22 protein-coding genes and 1 pseudogene are annotated in these 19,091 nt (G+C 67.7%); 15 read left to right on the forward strand and 8 right to left on the reverse strand.

Annotation, left to right across the window (positions count from 1 at the left end; genetic code table 11):
* A pseudogene (locus AB0B66_RS32990) lies at nt 1-538 on the forward strand (amino acid transporter); the annotation flags it as partial.
* 251 nt (nt 539-789) lie between these two features.
* Nucleotides 790-1,755 (forward strand): DUF389 domain-containing protein, encoded by a 966-nt coding sequence (locus tag AB0B66_RS32995; RefSeq protein ID WP_360537372.1) that lies wholly within the window; start codon nt 790-792, stop codon nt 1,753-1,755.
* A gap of 488 nt (nt 1,756-2,243) precedes the next feature.
* Here AB0B66_RS32995 and AB0B66_RS33000 read toward each other — a convergent pair whose 3' ends face one another.
* Nucleotides 2,244-3,005: an alpha/beta fold hydrolase gene (locus tag AB0B66_RS33000; protein ID WP_360537374.1), complete on the reverse strand. Its 762-nt coding sequence runs from the start codon at nt 3,003-3,005 to the stop codon at nt 2,244-2,246.
* A gap of 407 nt (nt 3,006-3,412) precedes the next feature.
* A complete protein-coding gene (locus tag AB0B66_RS33005; protein WP_360537376.1) occupies nt 3,413-3,997 on the reverse strand; it encodes a TetR/AcrR family transcriptional regulator in 585 nt (194 codons plus the stop codon).
* Between the two features lie 56 nt (nt 3,998-4,053).
* On the opposite strand from AB0B66_RS33005, the gene AB0B66_RS33010 reads away from it, so the two are divergent.
* From AB0B66_RS33010 to AB0B66_RS33020, 3 genes are all read left to right on the forward strand, one after another.
* Nucleotides 4,054-4,833 carry an SDR family oxidoreductase gene (locus AB0B66_RS33010; protein WP_360537378.1) on the forward strand — a complete coding sequence of 260 codons (780 nt, stop codon included), beginning with the start codon at nt 4,054-4,056 and terminating at the stop codon, nt 4,831-4,833.
* A gap of 442 nt (nt 4,834-5,275) precedes the next feature.
* Nucleotides 5,276-6,100, forward strand: a complete 825-nt coding sequence (locus AB0B66_RS33015; protein WP_360537380.1) for an alpha/beta hydrolase — start codon at nt 5,276-5,278, stop codon at nt 6,098-6,100.
* Nucleotides 6,101-6,133: 33 nt separating this feature from the next.
* Nucleotides 6,134-7,345, forward strand: coding sequence for an FAD-dependent oxidoreductase (locus AB0B66_RS33020; RefSeq protein ID WP_360537382.1), 1,212 nt, complete (start codon nt 6,134-6,136; stop codon nt 7,343-7,345).
* Here the strand turns inward: AB0B66_RS33020 and AB0B66_RS33025 are convergent.
* The 3 genes from AB0B66_RS33025 to AB0B66_RS33035 all read right to left on the reverse strand — a co-directional run bounded on the left by AB0B66_RS33025 (nt 7,335) and on the right by AB0B66_RS33035 (nt 9,906).
* Nucleotides 7,335-8,066 carry an SDR family oxidoreductase gene (locus tag AB0B66_RS33025; protein ID WP_360537384.1) on the reverse strand — a complete coding sequence of 244 codons (732 nt, stop codon included), beginning with the start codon at nt 8,064-8,066 and terminating at the stop codon, nt 7,335-7,337. The two genes, AB0B66_RS33020 and AB0B66_RS33025, sit on opposite strands and share 11 nt — an antisense overlap.
* 291 nt (nt 8,067-8,357) lie before the next feature.
* Complete coding sequence (locus AB0B66_RS33030) at nt 8,358-9,077, reverse strand: SDR family oxidoreductase (RefSeq protein WP_360537386.1); 720 nt, start codon at nt 9,075-9,077, stop codon at nt 8,358-8,360.
* 175 nt (nt 9,078-9,252) lie between these two features.
* Complete coding sequence (locus tag AB0B66_RS33035; RefSeq protein ID WP_360537388.1) at nt 9,253-9,906, reverse strand: hemerythrin domain-containing protein; 654 nt, start codon at nt 9,904-9,906, stop codon at nt 9,253-9,255.
* 86 nt (nt 9,907-9,992) lie between these two features.
* Here AB0B66_RS33035 and AB0B66_RS33040 point away from each other — a divergent pair, with 86 nt between their 5' ends.
* Nucleotides 9,993-10,595 (forward strand): TetR family transcriptional regulator, encoded by a 603-nt coding sequence (locus AB0B66_RS33040; protein ID WP_360537390.1) that lies wholly within the window; start codon nt 9,993-9,995, stop codon nt 10,593-10,595.
* 85 nt (nt 10,596-10,680) lie between these two features.
* Nucleotides 10,681-11,319, forward strand: coding sequence for a pyridoxamine 5'-phosphate oxidase family protein (locus AB0B66_RS33045; protein WP_360537392.1), 639 nt, complete (start codon nt 10,681-10,683; stop codon nt 11,317-11,319).
* A gap of 11 nt (nt 11,320-11,330) precedes the next feature.
* Here the strand turns inward: AB0B66_RS33045 and AB0B66_RS33050 are convergent, their stop codons facing one another.
* Together AB0B66_RS33050 and AB0B66_RS33055 are read right to left on the reverse strand one after the other, a co-directional pair.
* Nucleotides 11,331-11,810 carry an alpha/beta hydrolase gene (locus tag AB0B66_RS33050; protein WP_360537394.1) on the reverse strand — a complete coding sequence of 160 codons (480 nt, stop codon included), beginning with the start codon at nt 11,808-11,810 and terminating at the stop codon, nt 11,331-11,333.
* Complete coding sequence (locus tag AB0B66_RS33055) at nt 11,717-12,061, reverse strand: alpha/beta fold hydrolase (RefSeq protein ID WP_360537396.1); 345 nt, start codon at nt 12,059-12,061, stop codon at nt 11,717-11,719. Before AB0B66_RS33055 ends, AB0B66_RS33050 begins: the two co-directional genes overlap by 94 nt.
* Before the next feature lie 69 nt (nt 12,062-12,130).
* Here AB0B66_RS33055 and AB0B66_RS33060 point away from each other — a divergent pair, with 69 nt between their 5' ends.
* The 8 genes from AB0B66_RS33060 to AB0B66_RS33095 all read left to right on the forward strand — a co-directional run bounded on the left by AB0B66_RS33060 (nt 12,131) and on the right by AB0B66_RS33095 (nt 17,999).
* Complete coding sequence (locus AB0B66_RS33060) at nt 12,131-12,364, forward strand: hypothetical protein (RefSeq protein ID WP_360537398.1); 234 nt, start codon at nt 12,131-12,133, stop codon at nt 12,362-12,364.
* Nucleotides 12,351-12,620, forward strand: coding sequence for an MOSC domain-containing protein (locus tag AB0B66_RS33065; RefSeq protein WP_360537400.1), 270 nt, complete (start codon nt 12,351-12,353; stop codon nt 12,618-12,620). Before AB0B66_RS33060 ends, AB0B66_RS33065 begins: the two co-directional genes overlap by 14 nt.
* Nucleotides 12,596-12,841: a 2Fe-2S iron-sulfur cluster-binding protein gene (locus tag AB0B66_RS33070; protein ID WP_360537402.1), complete on the forward strand. Its 246-nt coding sequence runs from the start codon at nt 12,596-12,598 to the stop codon at nt 12,839-12,841. Before AB0B66_RS33065 ends, AB0B66_RS33070 begins: the two co-directional genes overlap by 25 nt.
* 565 nt (nt 12,842-13,406) lie before the next feature.
* Entirely contained in the window at nt 13,407-14,030 is a 624-nt protein-coding gene (locus AB0B66_RS33075) for a cysteine hydrolase (RefSeq protein WP_360537404.1), read from the forward strand.
* A 454-nt stretch (nt 14,031-14,484) separates the two neighbouring features.
* Nucleotides 14,485-15,342: an alpha/beta hydrolase gene (locus AB0B66_RS33080; RefSeq protein WP_360537406.1), complete on the forward strand. Its 858-nt coding sequence runs from the start codon at nt 14,485-14,487 to the stop codon at nt 15,340-15,342.
* Nucleotides 15,343-15,570: 228 nt separating this feature from the next.
* Entirely contained in the window at nt 15,571-16,434 is an 864-nt protein-coding gene (locus tag AB0B66_RS33085; protein ID WP_360537408.1) for a glycogen debranching N-terminal domain-containing protein, read from the forward strand.
* A 46-nt stretch (nt 16,435-16,480) separates the two neighbouring features.
* On the forward strand, nt 16,481-17,467 hold the full coding sequence (locus AB0B66_RS33090; RefSeq protein ID WP_360537410.1) for a hypothetical protein: 987 nt from the start codon (nt 16,481-16,483) through the stop codon (nt 17,465-17,467).
* Between the two features lie 226 nt (nt 17,468-17,693).
* The gene (locus AB0B66_RS33095) at nt 17,694-17,999 is read left to right on the forward strand and encodes a hypothetical protein (RefSeq protein WP_360537412.1); all 306 of its coding nucleotides are present in this window, start codon (nt 17,694-17,696) and stop codon (nt 17,997-17,999) included.
* A 242-nt stretch (nt 18,000-18,241) separates the two neighbouring features.
* Here AB0B66_RS33095 and AB0B66_RS33100 read toward each other — a convergent pair whose 3' ends face one another.
* Complete coding sequence (locus AB0B66_RS33100) at nt 18,242-19,084, reverse strand: helix-turn-helix transcriptional regulator (RefSeq protein WP_360537414.1); 843 nt, start codon at nt 19,082-19,084, stop codon at nt 18,242-18,244.
* Between the last annotated feature and the right edge of the window lie 7 nt (nt 19,085-19,091).

The following is a 19,091-nucleotide window of genomic DNA, read 5'->3' on the forward strand; positions in this document are numbered from 1 at the left end:
CTCCCTGATCTCCCGCGCCGCCCGCACCACCGAGCTGCGGGTCAAGCACATCGAGTTCGACACCCGCGCCCGGCGGTTCGTCACCGACTCGATCGACCACGACGGGCAGCTGAACCTGATCGCCAACCGCCGCCAGGCGGGCGACATCGACGAATACGCCGGCAAAGAGGCCGAGCAGCGCGGCATGAACCCTGTCCCCGGTGGCGCGGACGTGCTGTTCCTGGAGATCGACGTGGTGGACCCGTCACAGTTCACCAACGTGCTGCACGTCAGCGGTGCACAAGTCGGCAGCTACCGTGTGCTCCGCGCCGCCGCACCAGCAGCGCCGAACGCCATCGCCGCGATCCTGCTCGCGCTGCGCGACACCACCGGCGTCCGCCCGCACTGCTACTTCGAATGGTCGGAAGGCTCACCGCTGACGCACCTGTTCCGCTACCTGCTTCTCGGGCGAGGGGACACCCCGCCGGTGGTCCGGGAGATCCTGCGGCAAAGCGAGCACGACCCCGCCCGCCGGCCCGGCATCCACGTCGGTGGTTGACCGGTCCGTAGCCCTCGCCATGACAACCACATCGGTGGCACGCGCTGACTGCCAGGACCTGCAACGCGTTCATGACCCGACGGTCGGGGACATGGCAGAGGTGCCTGTGTCGAACAGTGTGGAGCGGTCGACCACCGACTGAAGGCCGGGCCGGGACGAGACGCCGTCTCAAGACTGTGGCCCGCCCTGAACAGGGCGCACACGGGCGAGCGGTAGGGTTCGCGAGGTTTTGGGACAGGGAGGAGACGATAGTGCTGCGTCTACGGGTCATAGTGGCGGCGGCGCGGTCCGATGAGGTCGTTGCGCTGCTGACGGCCAGCCCGGCCGTCGCGCACATCATCGTCCTGCCCGCGGCGGCACGGCTGCCCGCCGGCGACGTCGTGCTGTGCGACCTGGCTCGCGAAGGCGCCAACACGGTTCTGCAGGCGCTGCGCACGCTGGGCATCGACGAGACCGGTGCGATCACGATCGAGGACGCCGGCGTCGTACTGTCGGCATCGGCGGAGCGGGCCACGCAGGCGGCACCTGGCCTGGACGTCGACGCCGTGGTCTGGGACGAGATCGAACACCGAACCGGTCAGGAAACCCGCCTGTCGGCGACGTACCTGGCCCTGCTGACCGTGGCGACCGTCATCGCGGCGATCGGGGTGCTGCTCGACCAGCCCATCCTGATCGTCGGTGCCATGGTCGTCGGACCCGAGTTCGGGCCTCTTGCCGCACTGTGCGTGGCACTCGTCCGGCGCCGCTGGGACATGGCCGCCCGCTCCGCGATCGCGCTCGTGGTCGGGTTCCCGGCCGCGATGGCGGTCACCGTCGTGGCGACGTGGGCGCTGACGGCCGCCGGACTGGTCGACCGCAGCATGCTGCTGGCCGAGCGGCCGTTGACGGACTTCATATGGCGCCCCGATGCGCTGTCGTGGGTGGTCGGGTTCCTGGCAGGAGTCGCCGGGATGCTGTCGATCACGTCCGCTCGTTCTGGTGCGCTCATCGGCGTGCTCATCTCCGTCACCACCGTTCCGGCTGCCGCCAACGCAGCAGTGGCGCTGGCTTACCACGCACCGGCAGAAGCCTTCGGCTCCGCAGCCCAACTCCTGATCAATCTTGCGGCGATCGTCGCAGCCGGAGTGCTCACGCTGGGCGTGCAGCGGTTGTGGTGGCAGCGGGTACGTCCGCCGGCGCGGCCGATCGCCGTGGCGCAGGCGACATCACACAGGTGACGAGCGGCCGGCACCTCCCTTCAAGGCGATGCGCCAACCTGGTGTGGTAAATGTGCAGCCAAGTCGGTAGTGCGTCGGCGCGTTGCCCTCAGACAACTCCTCCCTATGCGGCCAAGGCCGCGACCCAGCCCGGCCATGGCGCGCCGGTGGGCCTCGGCTCGGCCCGGCTGCGGCGGTGCGGCGTCGGCGAGCACGACCGTTCCTGCCGCCTACGCGGCTGGCCCCGACGGTGCTGCGCATCTTGAATACGCAACGGCAAGTCTTCGCGGGCCATGAGCCACCTGCGCGCATCAGGGTCCGTCCGTTTCCGGTCGTCGGTGAACACGATGCCGACCAGACTTCCCAGCGCTCCACTGTCGACCCCATCGGATGGTGCGCGCCGCCCCAACCGCGTACCGGACGCGGCGGCTGCGGCGGCGGCAAATAGGCGAGAAGATCGTCGCAACGTTACCGCTGATCAGGGATTGTCGATGCCTCCGTTGCCACGTTCAGCGGCCGGGTGGTTCGGCGACCTGGGACACCAACGACACGACGGCGTCCAGATGAACCGGTGTCGTCAGGTGCCCGAGCCCGGCCAGCACCCGAACATCGAGGCCCATGGTCCGGCGGACCACCGGCGCCAGCCGACGGGGCGGCAGGAAACGGTCGTGCTCGCCGACCCCGACCACGCACGGCACCGCGGCCCGGCGGGCCAGTAGATCAGCGGGCAGCGGCGGCGGGGCCAGGGTCGTGCGGCAGCAGGCCGCCACCAGCGCCATCCACTCCACGTCGATCTCGGGCGGCGCCGTCCCAGGGGCGACGAAAAGCCGCAGCATGCGTAGGGTGTGCTCAGAGGTCGGACGCAGCAGCCACGCAGCCGAAGCCAGCGCCAGCGCCGGGTCCACACTCAGCCGGATGAAACCGGCCGGAGACACCAGCGCCCGCGCCGCGATCCGGGGCGAGCCGGCAGCCAGGGCCACTGCCGCGCCCAGCGAATTGCCCAGCAGCACCACCCCGTCGGCGTCGATCGCCGCCAGGACCTCGTCGACGACCTGGCCGTACCAGGCCAGTCTGGCCCGGCGAGGCCGGCGCGGATCGCTGAGTCCGGGCTGTCCCGGCAGGTCGATGACAGTGGTCGCCCACCGGCGCGACAACACTCGCAGCCACGGCAGAGCCGCCGCGGCGTTGGCACCGGTCCCAGGTACCATGACGACCCGCGGGCGTCCGGCACCGGCGCAGGTGAGCTCCACCCGGCCGGCGCTGGTGTCCAAGGTTCTGCTGGTGAGCGGGAAGTCCGCTCGCGCCAGGACCCGCCGGCATCGCTGTACGTCGGTCCGGCCTTGCGAACTGCGGTACACGGTCGGCATCGCGCCAGTGTTTCCGGCGGCTCGCGGTCCGGTCCAGCTCTCCCACGCGAGACGCCACACTCTTCCGTGGTGCCGGAAGGCGAGCGAACCGATCGACACTGTGGTGAAGTGCCAGAACCGGTGATGATCACATTTAGTGAAACGGGACACCGCGTGACGGCGGGCCACGTCAGCCAGTCATAGTCATTCGTCTCGACCTCTAGCAACGTCCACCACCCCTGTCGTGGGCGATGGCCCCGCAGGGCGATCAAGCTATCGGGCGGCGCGGCGATGGCAGCAGAAGTGGGTCCGCGGCATTGCCGGCTCCAATGTCAGGAAACCGGCAGTGCGATGCTGTCGATCGCTGCGTCGGCGATGCGGTTCCTGGTCTTCGCGTCGACCCCTGCCTTGGCGAGCGCTTCGAGCCCGCGATGCGTGGCGAGGATCAGTCCGCCGAGAACCTCAGCGTCGGCACTCGGATCCAGGTGCCCGGCGCGCTGCGCCTGCTCGACAAGCCGGCGGCAGCTGTCGAGCAGCGTTTCGTATGTCGCCAGCGACCTGGTGGCGATGGCGTCGTTCTCCGACGCCAGTTCGGCCGTGGCCTTGGCCAGCAGGCAGCCAGGCCGACCGGTGTGGTCGTCCGGCGCAGTGAGCCATGCGCGGAGGCGGTCGAGGGCCTGGTCCTCCGGGCCTTCGAGCATGGCGGCGGCTCCCTGCTCGGAGGTTGCGCAGTACTGCTCGAACACCCGCTGGAAGATGGCCTCCTTGTCGCCGAATGCGCCGTAGAGGCTTCCCTTGCTGAGCCCTGTCGCGCGGGAGAGATCGTCGACCGAGGTGCCGTGGTAACCGGTTTCATTGAACAGCCGGTGCGCGGTGGCCAGGACCTCTTGCTCGCTGAACTTCCGTGGTCGCGCCATGCCTCCATAGTACGGAGTTCTGAACGATCGGTCCAGAACCTGTTACGGTTGGCCGCATGTACAAAACCAGCACTCCACCAGACACCACCGAATTCGCAGGAAAGCGCGCGATCGTCACGGGAGGCAGCCGCGGGATCGGCGCCGCCATCGTGCAGCGGCTGCTCGACGGCGGCGCGACCGTCGTCACCACCGCTCGCAACGCCACCGACGAGACGCCCAAGGCCGCGACCTTCATCCAGGGCGACATCAGCACGCTCGCGGGCGTGCAGGCCTTCACCGCCGCAGCACTCGACGAACTCGGCGGCGTCGACATCGTGGTCAACAACGCCGCGGCGGCACGCGCCCACATCGGGGGCATCTCAACCATCCCCGATGAGGAATGGATCGACGCACTCAACCTCAACTACCTGTCCGCCGTGAGGGTCAACAACGCACTGCTGCCGGCGCTGCGCCAGGCCGGAGCGGGCAGCGTGATCGTCAACATCTCATCGGGAGCGGCACTCACGCCGGCGCCGCCATTGGCGCACTACGGCGCCGCCAAGGCCGCCCTCAACACCTACAGCAAAGCGCTCGCCTCCGAGCTCGCGCCTGCCGGAATCCGCGTCACCACGATCATCCCCGGCAACGTGCTCACCCCGGGCGCCGACGCGATCCGCCAGAACTTCGCCGACGCGATGGACGTCCCGCTTGCCGCCACCACGGCGGGCATCCCTCTGGGCCGCCCCGGAGACCCGCGCGACATCGCCGAAGCCGTCGCCTACCTCGCATCGGACCGGGCTCAGTGGGTCACCGGAGTTAGCCTGACAGTCGACGGCGGTGAACTCCCCGTCATCTAGCTCCCGGTTCGACCGGCCTCTTGTGCGGCGCACAACGACCCCGGCGGCGCGGGAACTGTCCCGCGCCGCCGGGCGTCAGGTCGAGCAGGTGACCGACCAGGGTCGGGCTCGTGAGTGCGCCGCGTCCAGCAGCCTTTACGGCGCAGTACCGCGAGCTGGTTCATCTGATCAGGTGCCTCATGTACTGCGTACCTCTGACGGCTTCAACCACGCGTTGGCCTGTCTAAGGGCATCGGGACGATCGTGCTGCCGAGCCCCCGCCCCGCGCGGTGGACAGTCGGCACAGTGATGAGGTCCCCTGCCGGGAGGCTTGGCTGATGCCGCCTCAATGCTGGCCAGGCTGTTCGGCTGGTGCACGGCGCACGCTTAATCGGCACATGACCGATCACCGATGACTACGCTGAGTCGTGAATCATGTTCGACTAGTTGCGGGGGGCATCAGGTGGGTACGGTCACGACCAACGACGGCACGGAGATCTTCTACAAGGACTGGGGCACTGGTCAGCCGATCGTGTTCAGTCACGGCTGGCCCCTGTCGGCAGACGACTGGGACAACCAGATGTTGTTCTTCCTGAACCACGGCTACCGTGTCATCGCCCATGATCGCCGGGGACACGGCCGTTCCACTCAGACCAGTGATGGCCACGACATGGATCACTATGCTGACGACCTGGCGGCGGTGACCGCCCACCTCGATCTGCGCGACGCTATACACGTGGGACATTCCACCGGTGGCGGCGAGGTCGTGCGCTACCTCGCCAGACATGGCGAGAGTCGAGTTCAGAAGGCTGCAATCCTGTCTGCGGTTCCGCCGCTGATGGTGCAGACCGAAGCCAACCCCGGGGGACTGCCCAAGAGCGTTTTCGACGACCTGCAAGCGCAGCTGGCGGCGAACCGGTCGGAGTTCTACCGCGCTCTGCCGTCGGGTCCGTTCTACGGTTTCAACCGCCCTGGTGTGCAGGCTTCGGAGGCGATCATCGAGAACTGGTGGCGTCAGGGCATGATGGGCGGCGCCAAGTCCCACTATGACGGCATCGTCGTGTTCTCCCAGACCGACTTCACCGAGGACCTGAAGAAGATCACGGTTCCGGTGCTGGTGATGCACGGCGACGACGACCAGATCGTCCCCTACGCCGACTCGGCACCGCTGTCAGCCAAACTCCTGCGCAACGGCACCTTGAAGACGTATCCGGGATTCCCGCACGGCATGCCGACCACGCACGCCGACACCATCAACGCCGACCTGCTGGCTTTCCTGAAGTCCTGACCGCAGCGCTGCACCCGCTCAGCGGAGGGTACGGTGGCGAAGATCAAAGTGTACGGGGCTCCGTGGTGTCCGGACTGCCGCCGCGTCAAGAAGTTCCTGACCGAGCATCGCGCCCGCTACGACTGGGTCGACGTCGACCAGGACATCCAAGCTCACGCCGAGGTGCGGCGGCTGCAGAACGGCGGCCAGACCATCCCCACGGTCGTCTTCGACGACGGCGCGATGATGGTGAACCCGTCAAACCATACGATCGCGGCGAAGCTGGGTTTGAACCTTCGCGCCGAGCGCGACGTCTACGACCTGGCGATCATCGGCGGCGGGCCCGCAGGCCTGGCCGCGGCCATCTATGCCGCCCGCGAGGGCATCGACGCCGTCGTCGTCGACAAGGGGGCCCTGGGCGGTCAGGCCGGAGCCACCCAGCAGATCGACAACTACCCCGGTTTCCCGGACGGAGTCGGGGGCGCGGAGCTCGCCGCCCGGTTCGTCGCGCAGGGCCGCCGCTACGGCGTCGAGCTGCTGTCAGCCGTCGAGGTGGCGCAGCTGGCGCTCGACGGGCAGGACGTGACGGTCGCCTTGAGCAGCGGCCAGCAGCTGTGTGCCGGCGCGGCGATCGTGGCCACCGGCTCCTCATACCGGAGGCTCGGGCTACCCGGTGAGGACGAGCTCATCGGCGCCGGAGTCCATTACTGCGCCACCTGCGACGGGCCGTTCTACCACGGTGCCGACGAACTGCTGGTCGTCGGCGGCGGCAACTCCGGGCTGGAGGAGGCGCTGTTCCTCTCGCAGTTCGCCGGCCGGGTCCGCATCGTCGAGCAATCGCCGGCGTTGAAGGGTTCCACGCTGCTGCAGAACAAGATCTCCGAGCACCCCGAGTTCACGGTGCACACCAACACCCAGATCACCGCGTTGACCGCCAAGGCCGGGAAGCTGTACGAGGTGACTGCCCGCGACGCGGTCACGGGCGAACAGCTGAACTGGCGTCCGGACGCTGCTTTCGTCTACATCGGCATGGACCCCAACTCCGGCTTCCTGCGGCAGTCCTTGCACCTGGACCAGTGGGGGTTCGTCACCACCGACGACACGCTCGCCACGAGCATGCCCGGCGTCTATGCCGCCGGTGACGTGCGGGCCGGGTCGACCAAACAGCTCGGCGCCGCGGTCGGCGAGGGGATCACCGCGTTGATCCACGCACGCCGGCATCTGCAGCGGCGCGGTATGACCCGAAGCGTGTCGATCAACGCATGATGGGCCTGCCACCGTCTCCGGCCAGCGGGATGTGAGCCAGCGAAAGCGGAGCCGGGCCTATCCGCGCCCGGCTCCGCCTGATCGGTGTTCGGGTTGTCAGACCTGGTTGAGTCCGCCGTACGACGAACACGTCGCCACCTGTCATGAAGCTGCTCGCTCCTGAGGCCAGGAACACCACGACGTTGCCGACCTCCTCGGGACGGCCCATGCGGCCCAGGGGAAGGGATTTGGCGAACTCGGCCTTGAGCTCTTCTGCGGCAGCGGCGTTCGGGGCGAGGCCGGTGATGCCGGGCGTCTCGATAGGTTCCGGGCTGATCGCGTTGACCCGTACCTTCCGCTCCGCCAGCTCGGCTGCCCACGTCCGGGCGAGGGCTCGGACGGCGGCCTTGGAGGCACCGTAGACGCCGAAGGCCTTGGCGCCTCGGGTAGCCGCCGTCGACGCGTTCAAGATCACGGAGGCGTCCTCGTTGAGCAGCGGAAGCGCCTTCTGGACCGTGAACAGCAGGGCCTTGACGTTGAGCCCGAACGTGTCGTCGAAGTGCTTCTCGGTCACCTGCTCCAGCGTGGCGAACTCGCCGCCACCCGCGTTCACGAACAGGATGTCCAGGCCCTGACCTCGTGCCTTGACGGCTTCGTACAACCTGTCGAGATCGTCCGACGAGGTGACGTCGCCGACCAGCCCCGTCGCGCCGGCGCCGATGTCCGCCACGGCCGCGTCCACCTGCTCCTAGCGGCGACCGATCAGGAAGCCGTGGGCCCCCTCTTCGGCGAGCCGCTTCGCGGCGCCCAGCCGATCCCGGTCGTTCCACCGGTCACCACGGCCGTCTTGCCCTCAAGCTGCTTACTCATCTCGAATCTCCGTCCGCGGCGTCCGCCGCTTCATTGTCCGGCCGGCATGGTTGTCGGCCTTCGTTGTCCCCGAGCCGTGCCCGGCGATCTGCCCAAAGGAGGAGGCGATTTCTCCACGGCAGGGTTTCGCGCTGTCCACGCGTGTGATGGCGGCGCGAGTGCGTCAGGCCGTGTAGCCGCCGTTCACGTCGAGCACGGCGCCGGTGACGTATGACGCCGCCGGGCTGGCCAGGAACGCGATGACCGCTGCGGTCTCGGCAGGGTCGCTCACCCGCTTGATGGACAGAGCCGCCACCATCTGCTCCAGCGCCTGCGGGCTCGGCGGCTCCATGCCGGTCTGCATCAGTCCGGCCTGCACGATGTTGACGGTGATGCCGCGCGGGGCGAGATCACGTGCGGCGCCCTTGGTGTACCCGATCAGGCCGGCCTTGGTCGCCGCGTAGTCGGCCAGGCCCGGCAGGCCGACGCGGGAGCCGACACCGGAGCCGATGTTGATGATCCGGCCATCGGCGCGCAGGACCCGTGCCGCCGCGCGGATGATCGCCACTACGCCCGTGTAGTTCGTGGCGTGCATACGGTCCAGGGCGGCCAGGTCAGCGGAGGGGTCGTCGATGGTCCAGCCCTGTACGGCGATGGCGGCGTTGTTGACCAGGATGTCTAGACCGCCGAGGGTGGCCACCACTTCTTCGATCAGCGGCGCGGCCTGGGTCGTGTCGGCCTGATCCGCCCGGATCGCGGCCGCGCGCACTCCCTGGGCCTGCAGGCCGGCCACGACCGCGGCGGCCTTGTCCGCGGAGCCGAGGTAGGTGATGGCGACATCGGCGCCTGCATCCGCCAGAGTTCGCGCAGTGGCCGCGCCTAGACCGCGGGACCCGCCGGTCACGAGTGCGACTTTGCCTTCTAGGGGCTTGGGCATCGATATACCTCTCATGATCATTTTAAATCCGCATAAGGGTCATTTAACCCGTAAGGTGAAAATTTTGCGGCCAGAGGGCCTAGGCGGTGGCTTCATGCGCTCGTCCGGCCCGCGGCGGGCCCGCCGTTCGGGCCCCGCACTCTCAGCGGAGCGCCGGCTGAGACACGCCCGCTTGCTCGGTCGGCGAGGCCAGCAGCCGCAGGGTCTGCTCGGCGCTGGCCCTTATCGCCGCAAGAGCGGCCCTGGCCGGCTCGGGAAGGTTCCGGAGCACGAGATCCACCTGCCATGGTTCAGCGACCTGGTCCAGGAAGCCGATCATCAGCTCGGCGCCTTCCGTCGGCGACGTCGCCATCACCTGGCGTGCGAAGTCCTCCCAGGCCTGCTCGCTGAGGTGCTTGCGCAAGGCCGGCAGCAGGATGGGCTCCTCGTGTGCCATGTGCGTGTGGACCAGGTCACACACGGCCGCCGCGGCGTCGGCCAGGGCCCAGCGGTCGACCTCCTCGGTCAGCGGGACCTGGGCCAAGGTCTGCAGTGCGGCGTCGAGCTGCTCGTGTTCGAAGCCGAGGTCCTCCAGCGCGCGTGCGGCTTCCGGGTCCACCGTGGCGAGGGTGGCCCACAGGATGTGGTCCTCGGTTTCGTGATGGTGGTGCAGGTTGGCGACGATGAAGTCGCGCAGCGTGCGCAGTGCCGTCAGCGGCGCGTTCCCGGCGGCGTCGGTCAGCAGCGTGGTGGATCTGCGGTAGACGTCGTGGGCGAGGGTGGTCTCGATGACCGACAGGGGCTCGCGGGTCTTCATGAAGGGCTCCGTTCGTTGCTTACCACCTGGTCAACAACGAACCTGAGCTGCGCATTCTATTAATGACCACATGTACATTAGGGCGTATGTCACAGCAGAAAGCTCCCCACGACGGCGACGCCGTACCTCGGCGCAGGCACCGCAGGGACCCGGAGGGCAACAGGGACCTGATCCTGCAAGCTGCACGGGCGGCGTTCGCCGAGCGCGGGTACACCCGCGCGACCGTCCGGGACATCGCGGAGCGGGCTGGCGTCACCCACGGCCTGGTGATGCGCCAGTTCGGTTCCAAGGAGCAGCTGTTCCTGGCGGCCGTGCCGGGCACCCGTGACGTCGACCTCGTCATCGCCGGGAACCCGCAGACGCTGCCTGAGCGGGTCGCGGCCGCCTACATCGACCGGATGGAGAACAGTTTCAGAAACGACCCGCTCGTGGCGGTCCTGCGTAGCGCGGCATCCAACGAACAGGCCGCGGTCGGCCTCTACAGCGCGATGCTGGAGCGTACCGCCGGCGCCTACAAACAGGTGGTCACCGGTGAGGACGCCGACGTGCGGGTCGACCTGCTCGCGGCGGTGCTCATCGGCGTCACCTTCTGCCGGTACATCGTCGGTGTCGGGCCGGTCGCGCAGATGAGCCCCCAGCACCTGCAGGCGCACCTGACCCGCCTGGTGAGAAGCGCTCTGTTCGACTGAGCTGGAGAGAGCGGCATGGGGCAGCCGAGGCACCGTGAATGCGAACTCCTGACCTGGTGGTTCCCACCGCATGTCACAGTGAGGGATGAGCGAGAGCTACGCCTCGATCGCGTTCACTCAGCACGTCCGCCAGGCACAGGAGCGCTACGGCAGCCGGGCGGCTGTCAAGCGGCTCGGCGGCGAGGCGCCTGGGCAGCCTACTGGCGGTGGGGAGCCGCGGGATCCGCTCACTGATTTCGAGGCTGAGTTCATCGGGCTGCGCGACGGTTTCTACCTGGCGAGCACCTCCGACACCGGCTGGCCGTACGTGCAGTTTCGGGGCGGGCCGCCCGGGTTCGTCAAGGTCATCGACGAGCACACCTTCGGCTGGGCCGACTTCCGCGGCAACCGGCAGTACATCAGCGCCGGCAACATCGCCGGCGACGACCGGGTGAGCGTCTTCTTCATGGACTATCCCCGGCAGCTGCGGTTGAAGGTGTTCGGTCACGCGAATGTCATCGACGTGCGCGATGACCCGTCGGCGGTACAGGCCCTGACCGTTGCAGGCTACCGGGCGAAGGTCGAGCGGGCGGTGATGGTCACGGTCGCGGCGTTCGACTGGAACTGCCAGCAGCACATCACCCCCCGATACTCGGCTGAGGAACTGCGGGAGATCCTTGCGCCGATGCAAGAGGAGCTGGAGCGCCTGCGGGCCCAGGTCCGCGGTGGCGCAGCCGCGGCCTGACATAAGAGTCCTCAGCTCTTGGCCGGCAGCGTGCAGCGGAAGCCGCGGATATATCCGGCGATGGCGTCGAGGTGGGTCTCCAGTGCGAAATGGCCCGCGTCCAGCAGGTGGATGTCGGCGTCGGGCAGGTCACGCTGGAACGCGCGAGCGCCGTCGGGGCCGAAGATCTCGTCGTTGGCGCCCCAGACCGCCAGCAGGGGCACCTGGCTGGTGCGGAAGTACTCCTGCAGCTGCGGATACCCGTCGATGTTGGTCGGATAGTCGTGGAAGAGCTTCAACTGGATCAGGTCGTTGCCGGGACGGTCGAGCAGCGTCTGGTCGTGCAGCCAGTTGTCGGGGCTGACCAGACTCGGGTCGGCTGCGCCGTTGAGGTACTGCCAGCGGGTGGCGTCCAGGGTCAGCACCTTGCGCGCCCCCGGCTCGGTCTCGGCACTGGGATTCGCGGCGTAGGCGAACAGGTCTTTCCAGAAGGGCTCGACGAACCCTTCCATGTAGGCGTTGCCGCTCTGGGTGATGTGCGCATCGCCAGCCGCCAGCCGATAGGGGCACCGTAGTCGTGCACGTAGATCGCGAACGTGTCGACGCCGATGTGATCGAGCAGCCCGGCGGTGAGGGTGCCCAGGGCGTCGAACGTGTAGTCGAACTCCGTGACCGGGGGCTGCGCGGACTGGCCGTAGCCGAGGTGGTCGGGCGCGATGACGTGGTAACGATCCGCCAGCGCCGGAATCAGATTGCGGAACATGACCCATCGAGACCAGTCCAACAACGTAGAACGGCATCCGAAGGCCGTATGACCTGCTAGCTTCGGCAGGTGGCCACCTTGCTGGCGGTGAACGTCGGCCTGCCCAAGGATGTGCCCTGGCGTGGACAGCAGGTGCACACCGGGGTGTGGAAGGAACCGGCCACGGGCCCGGTGATGCTGCGCCGGCTGAATCTCGACGGCGACGGGCAGGGTGACTTGGCCGGCCACGGCGGCGAGCAACGCGCGGTGCTGGTTTACCAGCTGGACTCGTACCGGTACTGGTCCAAAGGTGCTGCACCGTGACGACCTGCGCTTCGGCCAGTTCGGAGAGAACTTCACCGTCGATGGACTGCCCGACGACGAGGTATGCATCGGAGACCGCTACCGCGTCGGCGCAGCCGTCGTGGAGGTGACCCAGCCGCGCGTCACCTGCTATCGCGTAGGACTGCGGATGAACATCACACTGGGCGTTGTCGGCAGCGCCGCCAAGCAGCAACCCACCCGCCGTCAGGGCCGCCGTGAACCGGCCCGGCGGTGTCGTTCGCCCGCAGTGGGCTGACCGTCGCGTGGGGTGAGGGCTATGCCAGCATTCTGGAACTCGCCGAGGCCTGCGATGTACCGGTGCGCTGGTCCTGCCGAACCGGCGTCTGCCACACCTGCGAAAGCGGCCTGCTGTCCGGCGCCGTGGACTACTCACCCGACCCTGTGGAGCCTCCAGGCGAGGGGAACCTGCTGATCTGCTGCTCCCAGCCTGAAACCGAGATCGTCGTTGACCTGTGACGCCAGGTGAGGGTTCCTGCCTCGCCGAACCGCACGGCCGCAGCGGGGATTCCTTTAGCCGGTTGTCGGACTCGGGCCGCTGGTCAGCCTCGGTTCAGCAGAGCCTCGGTGGAACCCCGGCCGTTCACGGCCGGGAGGAAACGGATCGCCTGCGGAGCAGGGCAGGGAAAGTCGGTTCGCCGCTTCGTTCCGCGGGCCGGCAGGTCGGCGCGACTGTGCACCGATTCGCCGTCCACCACGCAGTTACCCGCGAAAGCGGCCATCCGGGAAAAGTAGCAGACCTGGAGCAGGACCTTGCCAGTTTCGATCTGACGGGCCTCGGTGCGAGGGCGAGAATAGGCGTCGCCGGGCGCGGCATACACAGGCCGGACAAGAATCACTTCTTCGGATACAAGCTCTGGTATACCCAACAACAGTCAAGCACGGGTCCGCGCAAGGACTGACCCTGCGTCCCGCAACCGTTCACCTCAAGAATCTGGCGATCTCCCGGTCAGATTGGTAGAGCAGGCGCACCATGTGAGAGGTACGGCCAAAGATCTTCAGACATGGTGATGGGGAGAGGAACATGGCGAATACTGCATATGAGTCCCGGATCGGCCTCCTGCTCATCGATACGGTCAACGAGGTGTTTTCGGAGAAAGGTAAAAGCTACAGCGAGTTCAAGGAGGAATTCGACAGGATCGGGACGTTCGAAAACCTCAAGCGCCTGCTCGCCGGTGCCCGCGAACAAGGAATGCCCGTCTTCTTCGCACCCATGTCCTTTACGGAGGAGGACTACACAAGCTGGCAGTACATCTGCGGGATCCAGCAAGAGATGTATGACAACCGCCTGTTCGAGGCTGGCACCTGGAACGCCGACTTCCACCCCGATCTGTCGCCGCAGGCCGGGGAGATCGTCGTCTCGCCGCACAAGAACATCGACGTGATCGCGACGACAGATCTCGACACCCAACTGCGACAGCACGGTGTGCAGTACGTGGCAGTGGCGGGAATGGTCGGGACGATGTGTGTGGAATCGACCGCCCGTACAGCCATGGAACGGGGCTACCACGTCACGACGTTCGTTGACGCCACAGCGGCTGCCGGTGGCCGCGCCGCCTACGACGCGATGATCCTGCGCTATCCGCTGATCTCGCACGCGACGCTGACAGTCGACGACTTCCTCGCAGCGACAGCCAAAACCAAGTAGGCAACGGGCCAGACAACAGCGGGCATCGGTCTGGCCATCGCCACGATGCTCGCCGCAGAGTGCCACCGTTGACCTGTCCGGCCGGCACCAAACCGAACTCGACTCCGCCGCAGAGTCGGTCGGACCGGCATGGCTGTGCAAGGCGACGTATCCAAGCTAGCCGACCTCAAGTCACACTTCGCGACCATCACGTTCGACAGTGGACGGCTGTACCTGGTCGTGGCCGACGCAGGGGTCGGGGAGTACGCCCGTCGGGCAGCTCGGCGCAGCGCCCGGTTCGCAGGACACGCCCACGTCTGAAATCCCGACCTAGGGAAACGAATCGACGCGGACAAACGAATCGCTTACAAGTAGCCGTCCCCTGACGTAGCGTGTTGGTGGGATCTTGTGATCCGATCGGGCCCGGCGTGCTGCCGGATGCGGCTACGCGGGCGGTTCCAGCCCTTGCGGCCCGTTGCCCGAAACCTGGAGTAGTCGCATGAACCAAACCTCTTCGAGAAATCGATGCCTGCGCCTGCCGACAGGGGTCGCTGTTATCGCCGTGGCCTTCGCCGTCGCTCTGGCCGCCGCAGCGCCCACGGCAGCCGCACCCACCCCAGCTCCGCAGACCAAGCCCACCGTCGTCCTGGTGCACGGAGCGTTCGCAGAATCGTCCAGCTGGAACCCGGTCATCACCCAGCTCGCAGGTGAGGGCTATCCGGTGATCGCGGTCGCGAACCCGCTGCGCGGTGTGAAGACCGACGCCGCATACGTCGCCGACGTCCTCAAGACCATCCAGGGGCCTGTCGTCCTGGTGGGGCACTCCTACGGCGGCCTGGTCATCAGCGCAGCCGCCACCGGCAACGACAACGTCAAGGCCCTGGTGTACGTCGCCGGATTCGCACCCGAGCCTGGCGAGAGCGGAGCGACGCTGTCGGGAAAGTTCCCAGGTAGCACCCTGTCGGAGACGCTGGCCCCACCGGTGGCACTGGCCGGCGGCGGCAACGACATCTACATTCAGCAGGATAAGTTCTGGAAGCAGTTCGCCGCCGACGTCCCCGAGGCACAGGCCAAGGACATGGCGGCAACGCAGCGTCCGGTCACCCAGGCCGGGCTGACCGAGGCCTTCCAGGGCGAGCCGGCCTGGAAGTCGATCCCGACGTACTTCATCTACGGCAGCCTCGACAAGAACATCCCGGCGCAGGTTCACGCGTTCATGGCGCAGCGTGCCGGAGCCAAGCAGACAGTGGCCGTCGACGGTGCTTCACACGTTGTCATGATCTCCCACCCGCAAGAAGTCGCCAAGATGATCACCGATGCGGCTTCTCAATAACCGAGCCCGCGCCTGGCGGGGGCGGCAGGCGTACCCTGCCGCCCCGCTCTGCGTGTCAGCCGTGCCCGCCGAGTCGATCATCCTCGGGCAGCGGGCACAGCGACTGCGGAAGTCGGTGCCGCCGTGGCACAAGCCGGGGACTGGTGATCCACGACAGCAGACAGTGACATGAGCAGCCAGCACGGTTTGTCCGCATCCCGCATCCCGCGAAAGGCGGATGAGGGACCCATGTCGCAAGAACAGCTGGTACTCCTCGACGGCAGTACGTTCTTCACCACCGACCGGCGGGGCGACACCGACGGCGCCGACGACGGCCTCTACTTCGCCGACACGAGGCATCTGTCGACCTGGCGGCTGAGCGTGGACGGCGCAAAGGTTCACCTGCTCAGCGCCGACACACCTCAGTACTACTCGGCGCGCATCCACGCGACCCTCGCCTCGGTGCGCGTCGGGTTCAACCCCACGCTGTCGGTGCGTCGAGACCGCATCGTGGCCGCCGGAGTCCATGAGGACCTGGTCGTGGACAACTTCAGCAACGATGAGCAGGAACTGATCCTCGATTTGGCGTTGGGCGCCGATTTCGCCGACGTGTTCGAGGTCAAGGACCAGCAGATCGCCCCCCGGCAGGTGAGCACCGCGATCGACGAGAACTCGATCACCCTGCGGTACACCAACGGCGCCTTCACCCGCGCGACCACGGTCAGGTTCACCCAGCCAGGCACCCTGCACAACGGCACCGTCTGGCCGCACGACACCGCGATCATCGCCGAGGGCCTGCGCCGCTACGGCCACCACGACCAGGCCGCGACACTGGCGGTGAACCTCATCGAAGCCGCGGCCGCATTCGGCTACCGACTCCCAGAAGTCTTCGCAGGCTTCGTCCGCGAAGGCGACCGACCCGTGGAGTACCCGACCCCGTCCCGCCCACAAGCCTGGTCAGCAGGCTCCACGCTGCTCGTCCTACGCACCCTGTTCGGCCTCGACGTCGACGGCGGAACCCTGCGGGCCACCGGTCACCGCGTCGCAGCCATCGGCCCGATGCGGCTGGACAACATCGCCGTCCGCGGCCAACGGCACACCGCACAAGTCTGACCTCCACGTAGTACAGCACCATCACAGCAGACCGGGGGAGCCGCAAATGGGAATCCTGAGCCGCACCCCGCCGAACTTCTTCGCCACGCCGTTCGGCCTCACCGGGCTGGCGGGCACCTGGCTGGCACTATCACACACGGCCAACGCACCGCGGGCACTGTCCGCCGCACTCTACGTACTCGCGGCCGCGGTGTGGCTGGTGCTGCTAGCCGGCTACCTGGCCCGCGTGACCGCCACCCGCGGACGGCTGATGGCCGACCTGCAGGACCCGGTCCTCAGCCCCTTCGTCAGCGTGATCCCGATCGTCGCGATGCAACTCGGCGTCGGGCTACACCCCGACGCCCCCCGAACCGCGATGGTAATCGTCGACATCGCGCTGGTCGTGGTCATCGGACTAGGGGGCTGGCTGACCGGCCAGTGGATGACCGGCAACCTTGACCAAGACAAGTTCCACCCCGGCTACCTGCTGCCGACCGTCGCCGGCGGCCTGCTCGCCTCGACCGCCGCGACCACGGTCGGCCAGCCCGGCCTCGGCCGGGTGTGCTTCGGGATCGGCATCGTCTGCTGGCTGGTCATCGGCTCGCTCATGCTGCAACGGCTGTTCTTCAGACCTCCGCTCCCGACGCCTCTCGTCCCGACCATGGCCATCGAGGTGGCACCGGCCCCCGTTGCTGGCCTGGCCTGGTTCGCGCTGACTCCGGTGCCTGACACCCTCGCATACGGCCTTGCCGGCTATACGATCCTGATGGTGCTGGCCCAGATCCGCCTGATCCCCGTCTACCTGCGGACCCCCTTCACACCCGGCTACTGGGCCTTCACGTTCTCCTACGCAGCCGTGGCCACCCTCGCGATACGCTGGCTGACCGTCGAACGACCACCCGCCCACCAGGCACTGAGCTGGCTGATCACACTGCTGCTCACCGCACTCATCGGCGCAATCGCCATCAGGTCGGTCATGGCGCTGGCTCAGAACAGCTATTTCCCGCCACCGCCGCCGAAAACGACAGCTCACGAATCTGGACACCCGCGGTGAATCGCATCCAGAGCATCCTGCGCTCGTCGCGTGCCTATGGGCGTGGCTGTTCGCATCTTGTCAAAGCCTGGCGACGTCATACGCTCTGCGCATCTTCGGATCATCCGTGTTCCGGCATCCACCCCGCGTTCAAGGCCGTACCTCCTTACGCTGTGGGTAGCACCTCGGCCCTACGCAGGCCGTAGCGCTGGGAGCCGTCACATCGGGGATGTGCAAGGAGGGTGTCGTGCCCACGAAGATCACGTTGATGATCGACAATCCTGCAAATCCCGAGGACTTCGAGCGCGCCTTCGCGGACATGAAGGCGGCCGCGAAGAAGCTCCCGAAGCTGCAGCGACTCGAGTCCGCCAAGGTGTGGCCGAAAGAGGACGGCACCGCCACCCCCGCTTACCGGACGCTCGACCTCTACTTCGACAGCTACGACGACGCCTCTGCCGCGGTCGCGACGCCCGTTGCCGCCGATGTCTTCGGCGCCCTCGCGGGAGCTCAGGCCACCTTCACCGGGTTGTTCTCGGATATCGAGAAGGTTTGATGATCATGCTTGAACGGCAAGGTGTCGCTGTCACCGGCGGACTCGGAACCTCGTAGTGCGAGGTGTCCTCGCGCCGGTGCCAACCGGCCCGCGGCACATGGCCAAAGGCCCCGGCATGTCGGAGGCCCATCGCCGAAAGCCTGCGCACCGCACGTACGTTTCAGCGGTAGCGAACTTCCGTCGGGTCCTGGCCGCCTGATGCCGAGGTGTCCAGACGAAGACCGCCGCCAGCGTGATTCGCCTTAGCCGGCCGAAGGAACCGGCCCGTCACGTGCGGCCAACCGGGCGAGCGCCCGCAGCGAGCGCGCGGAGGGACTGCCCGGCTCGGCGTGGTACACGACCAGCGACTGGTTGGTACCGGCGATCGTCAGTTTCTCGTAGCGCAGCTCCAGCTCACCCACCCGCGGATGGTGGAACAGCCGGATCCCGCCGCCCGCGCGGGCGGCGACGTCATGCCGAGCCCAGAGGCGCCGGAACCGCTCACTGCCAGCGGACAGCTCCTCGACCAGCTCGGTGAGCTGCGGCTCGTCCAGCTCGCCGCCGGCCAGAGAGCGCAGGCCGGCCACCGCACTTGCGGCAACCGCCTCGGAGGCCGGATAGAGCGCTGGCATACCCGGGTCCAGGAAGACCGCTCGGAGCAGATTCACGCCGACCGCGTAGATCGGCGCCAGCTCGGTCGCCACCGGGTTGGCGAACAGCACATCCAGGAGGCGGCCGTGCACGAACGCGGGCGTGTCGGTCCACGACCCGACCAGCTGCCTGATGCCCACCGCCACCCGTTCCGGGTGCCGCACGGGCCGCCCGGCCGGCGCCAGCCGGGCCAGCCGGTGCAGGTGCGCCGAAGCCTCCGCATCCAGCCGCAGCGCCCGGGCCAGCGCGTCGAGCACCTGCGCCGACGGATGCAGGTCGCGACCCTGCTCCAGCCGCAGGTAGTAGTCGGCGCTGATGCCGGACAGTAGGGCCAGCTCCTCCCGCCGCAGACCGGGCACCCGGCGACGCCCGTGCGCGGGAAGCCCGACCTCGCCCGGAAGGACCAGCTCGCGCCGGGCACGCAGGTACTCCCCGAGGGAACTGGCCTTGCCCACCCGCCCA

The sequence above is a fragment of the Catellatospora sp. NPDC049111 genome (assembly GCF_040648615.1).
Classification (GTDB): Bacteria; Actinomycetota; Actinomycetes; order Mycobacteriales; family Micromonosporaceae; genus Catellatospora; species Catellatospora aurea.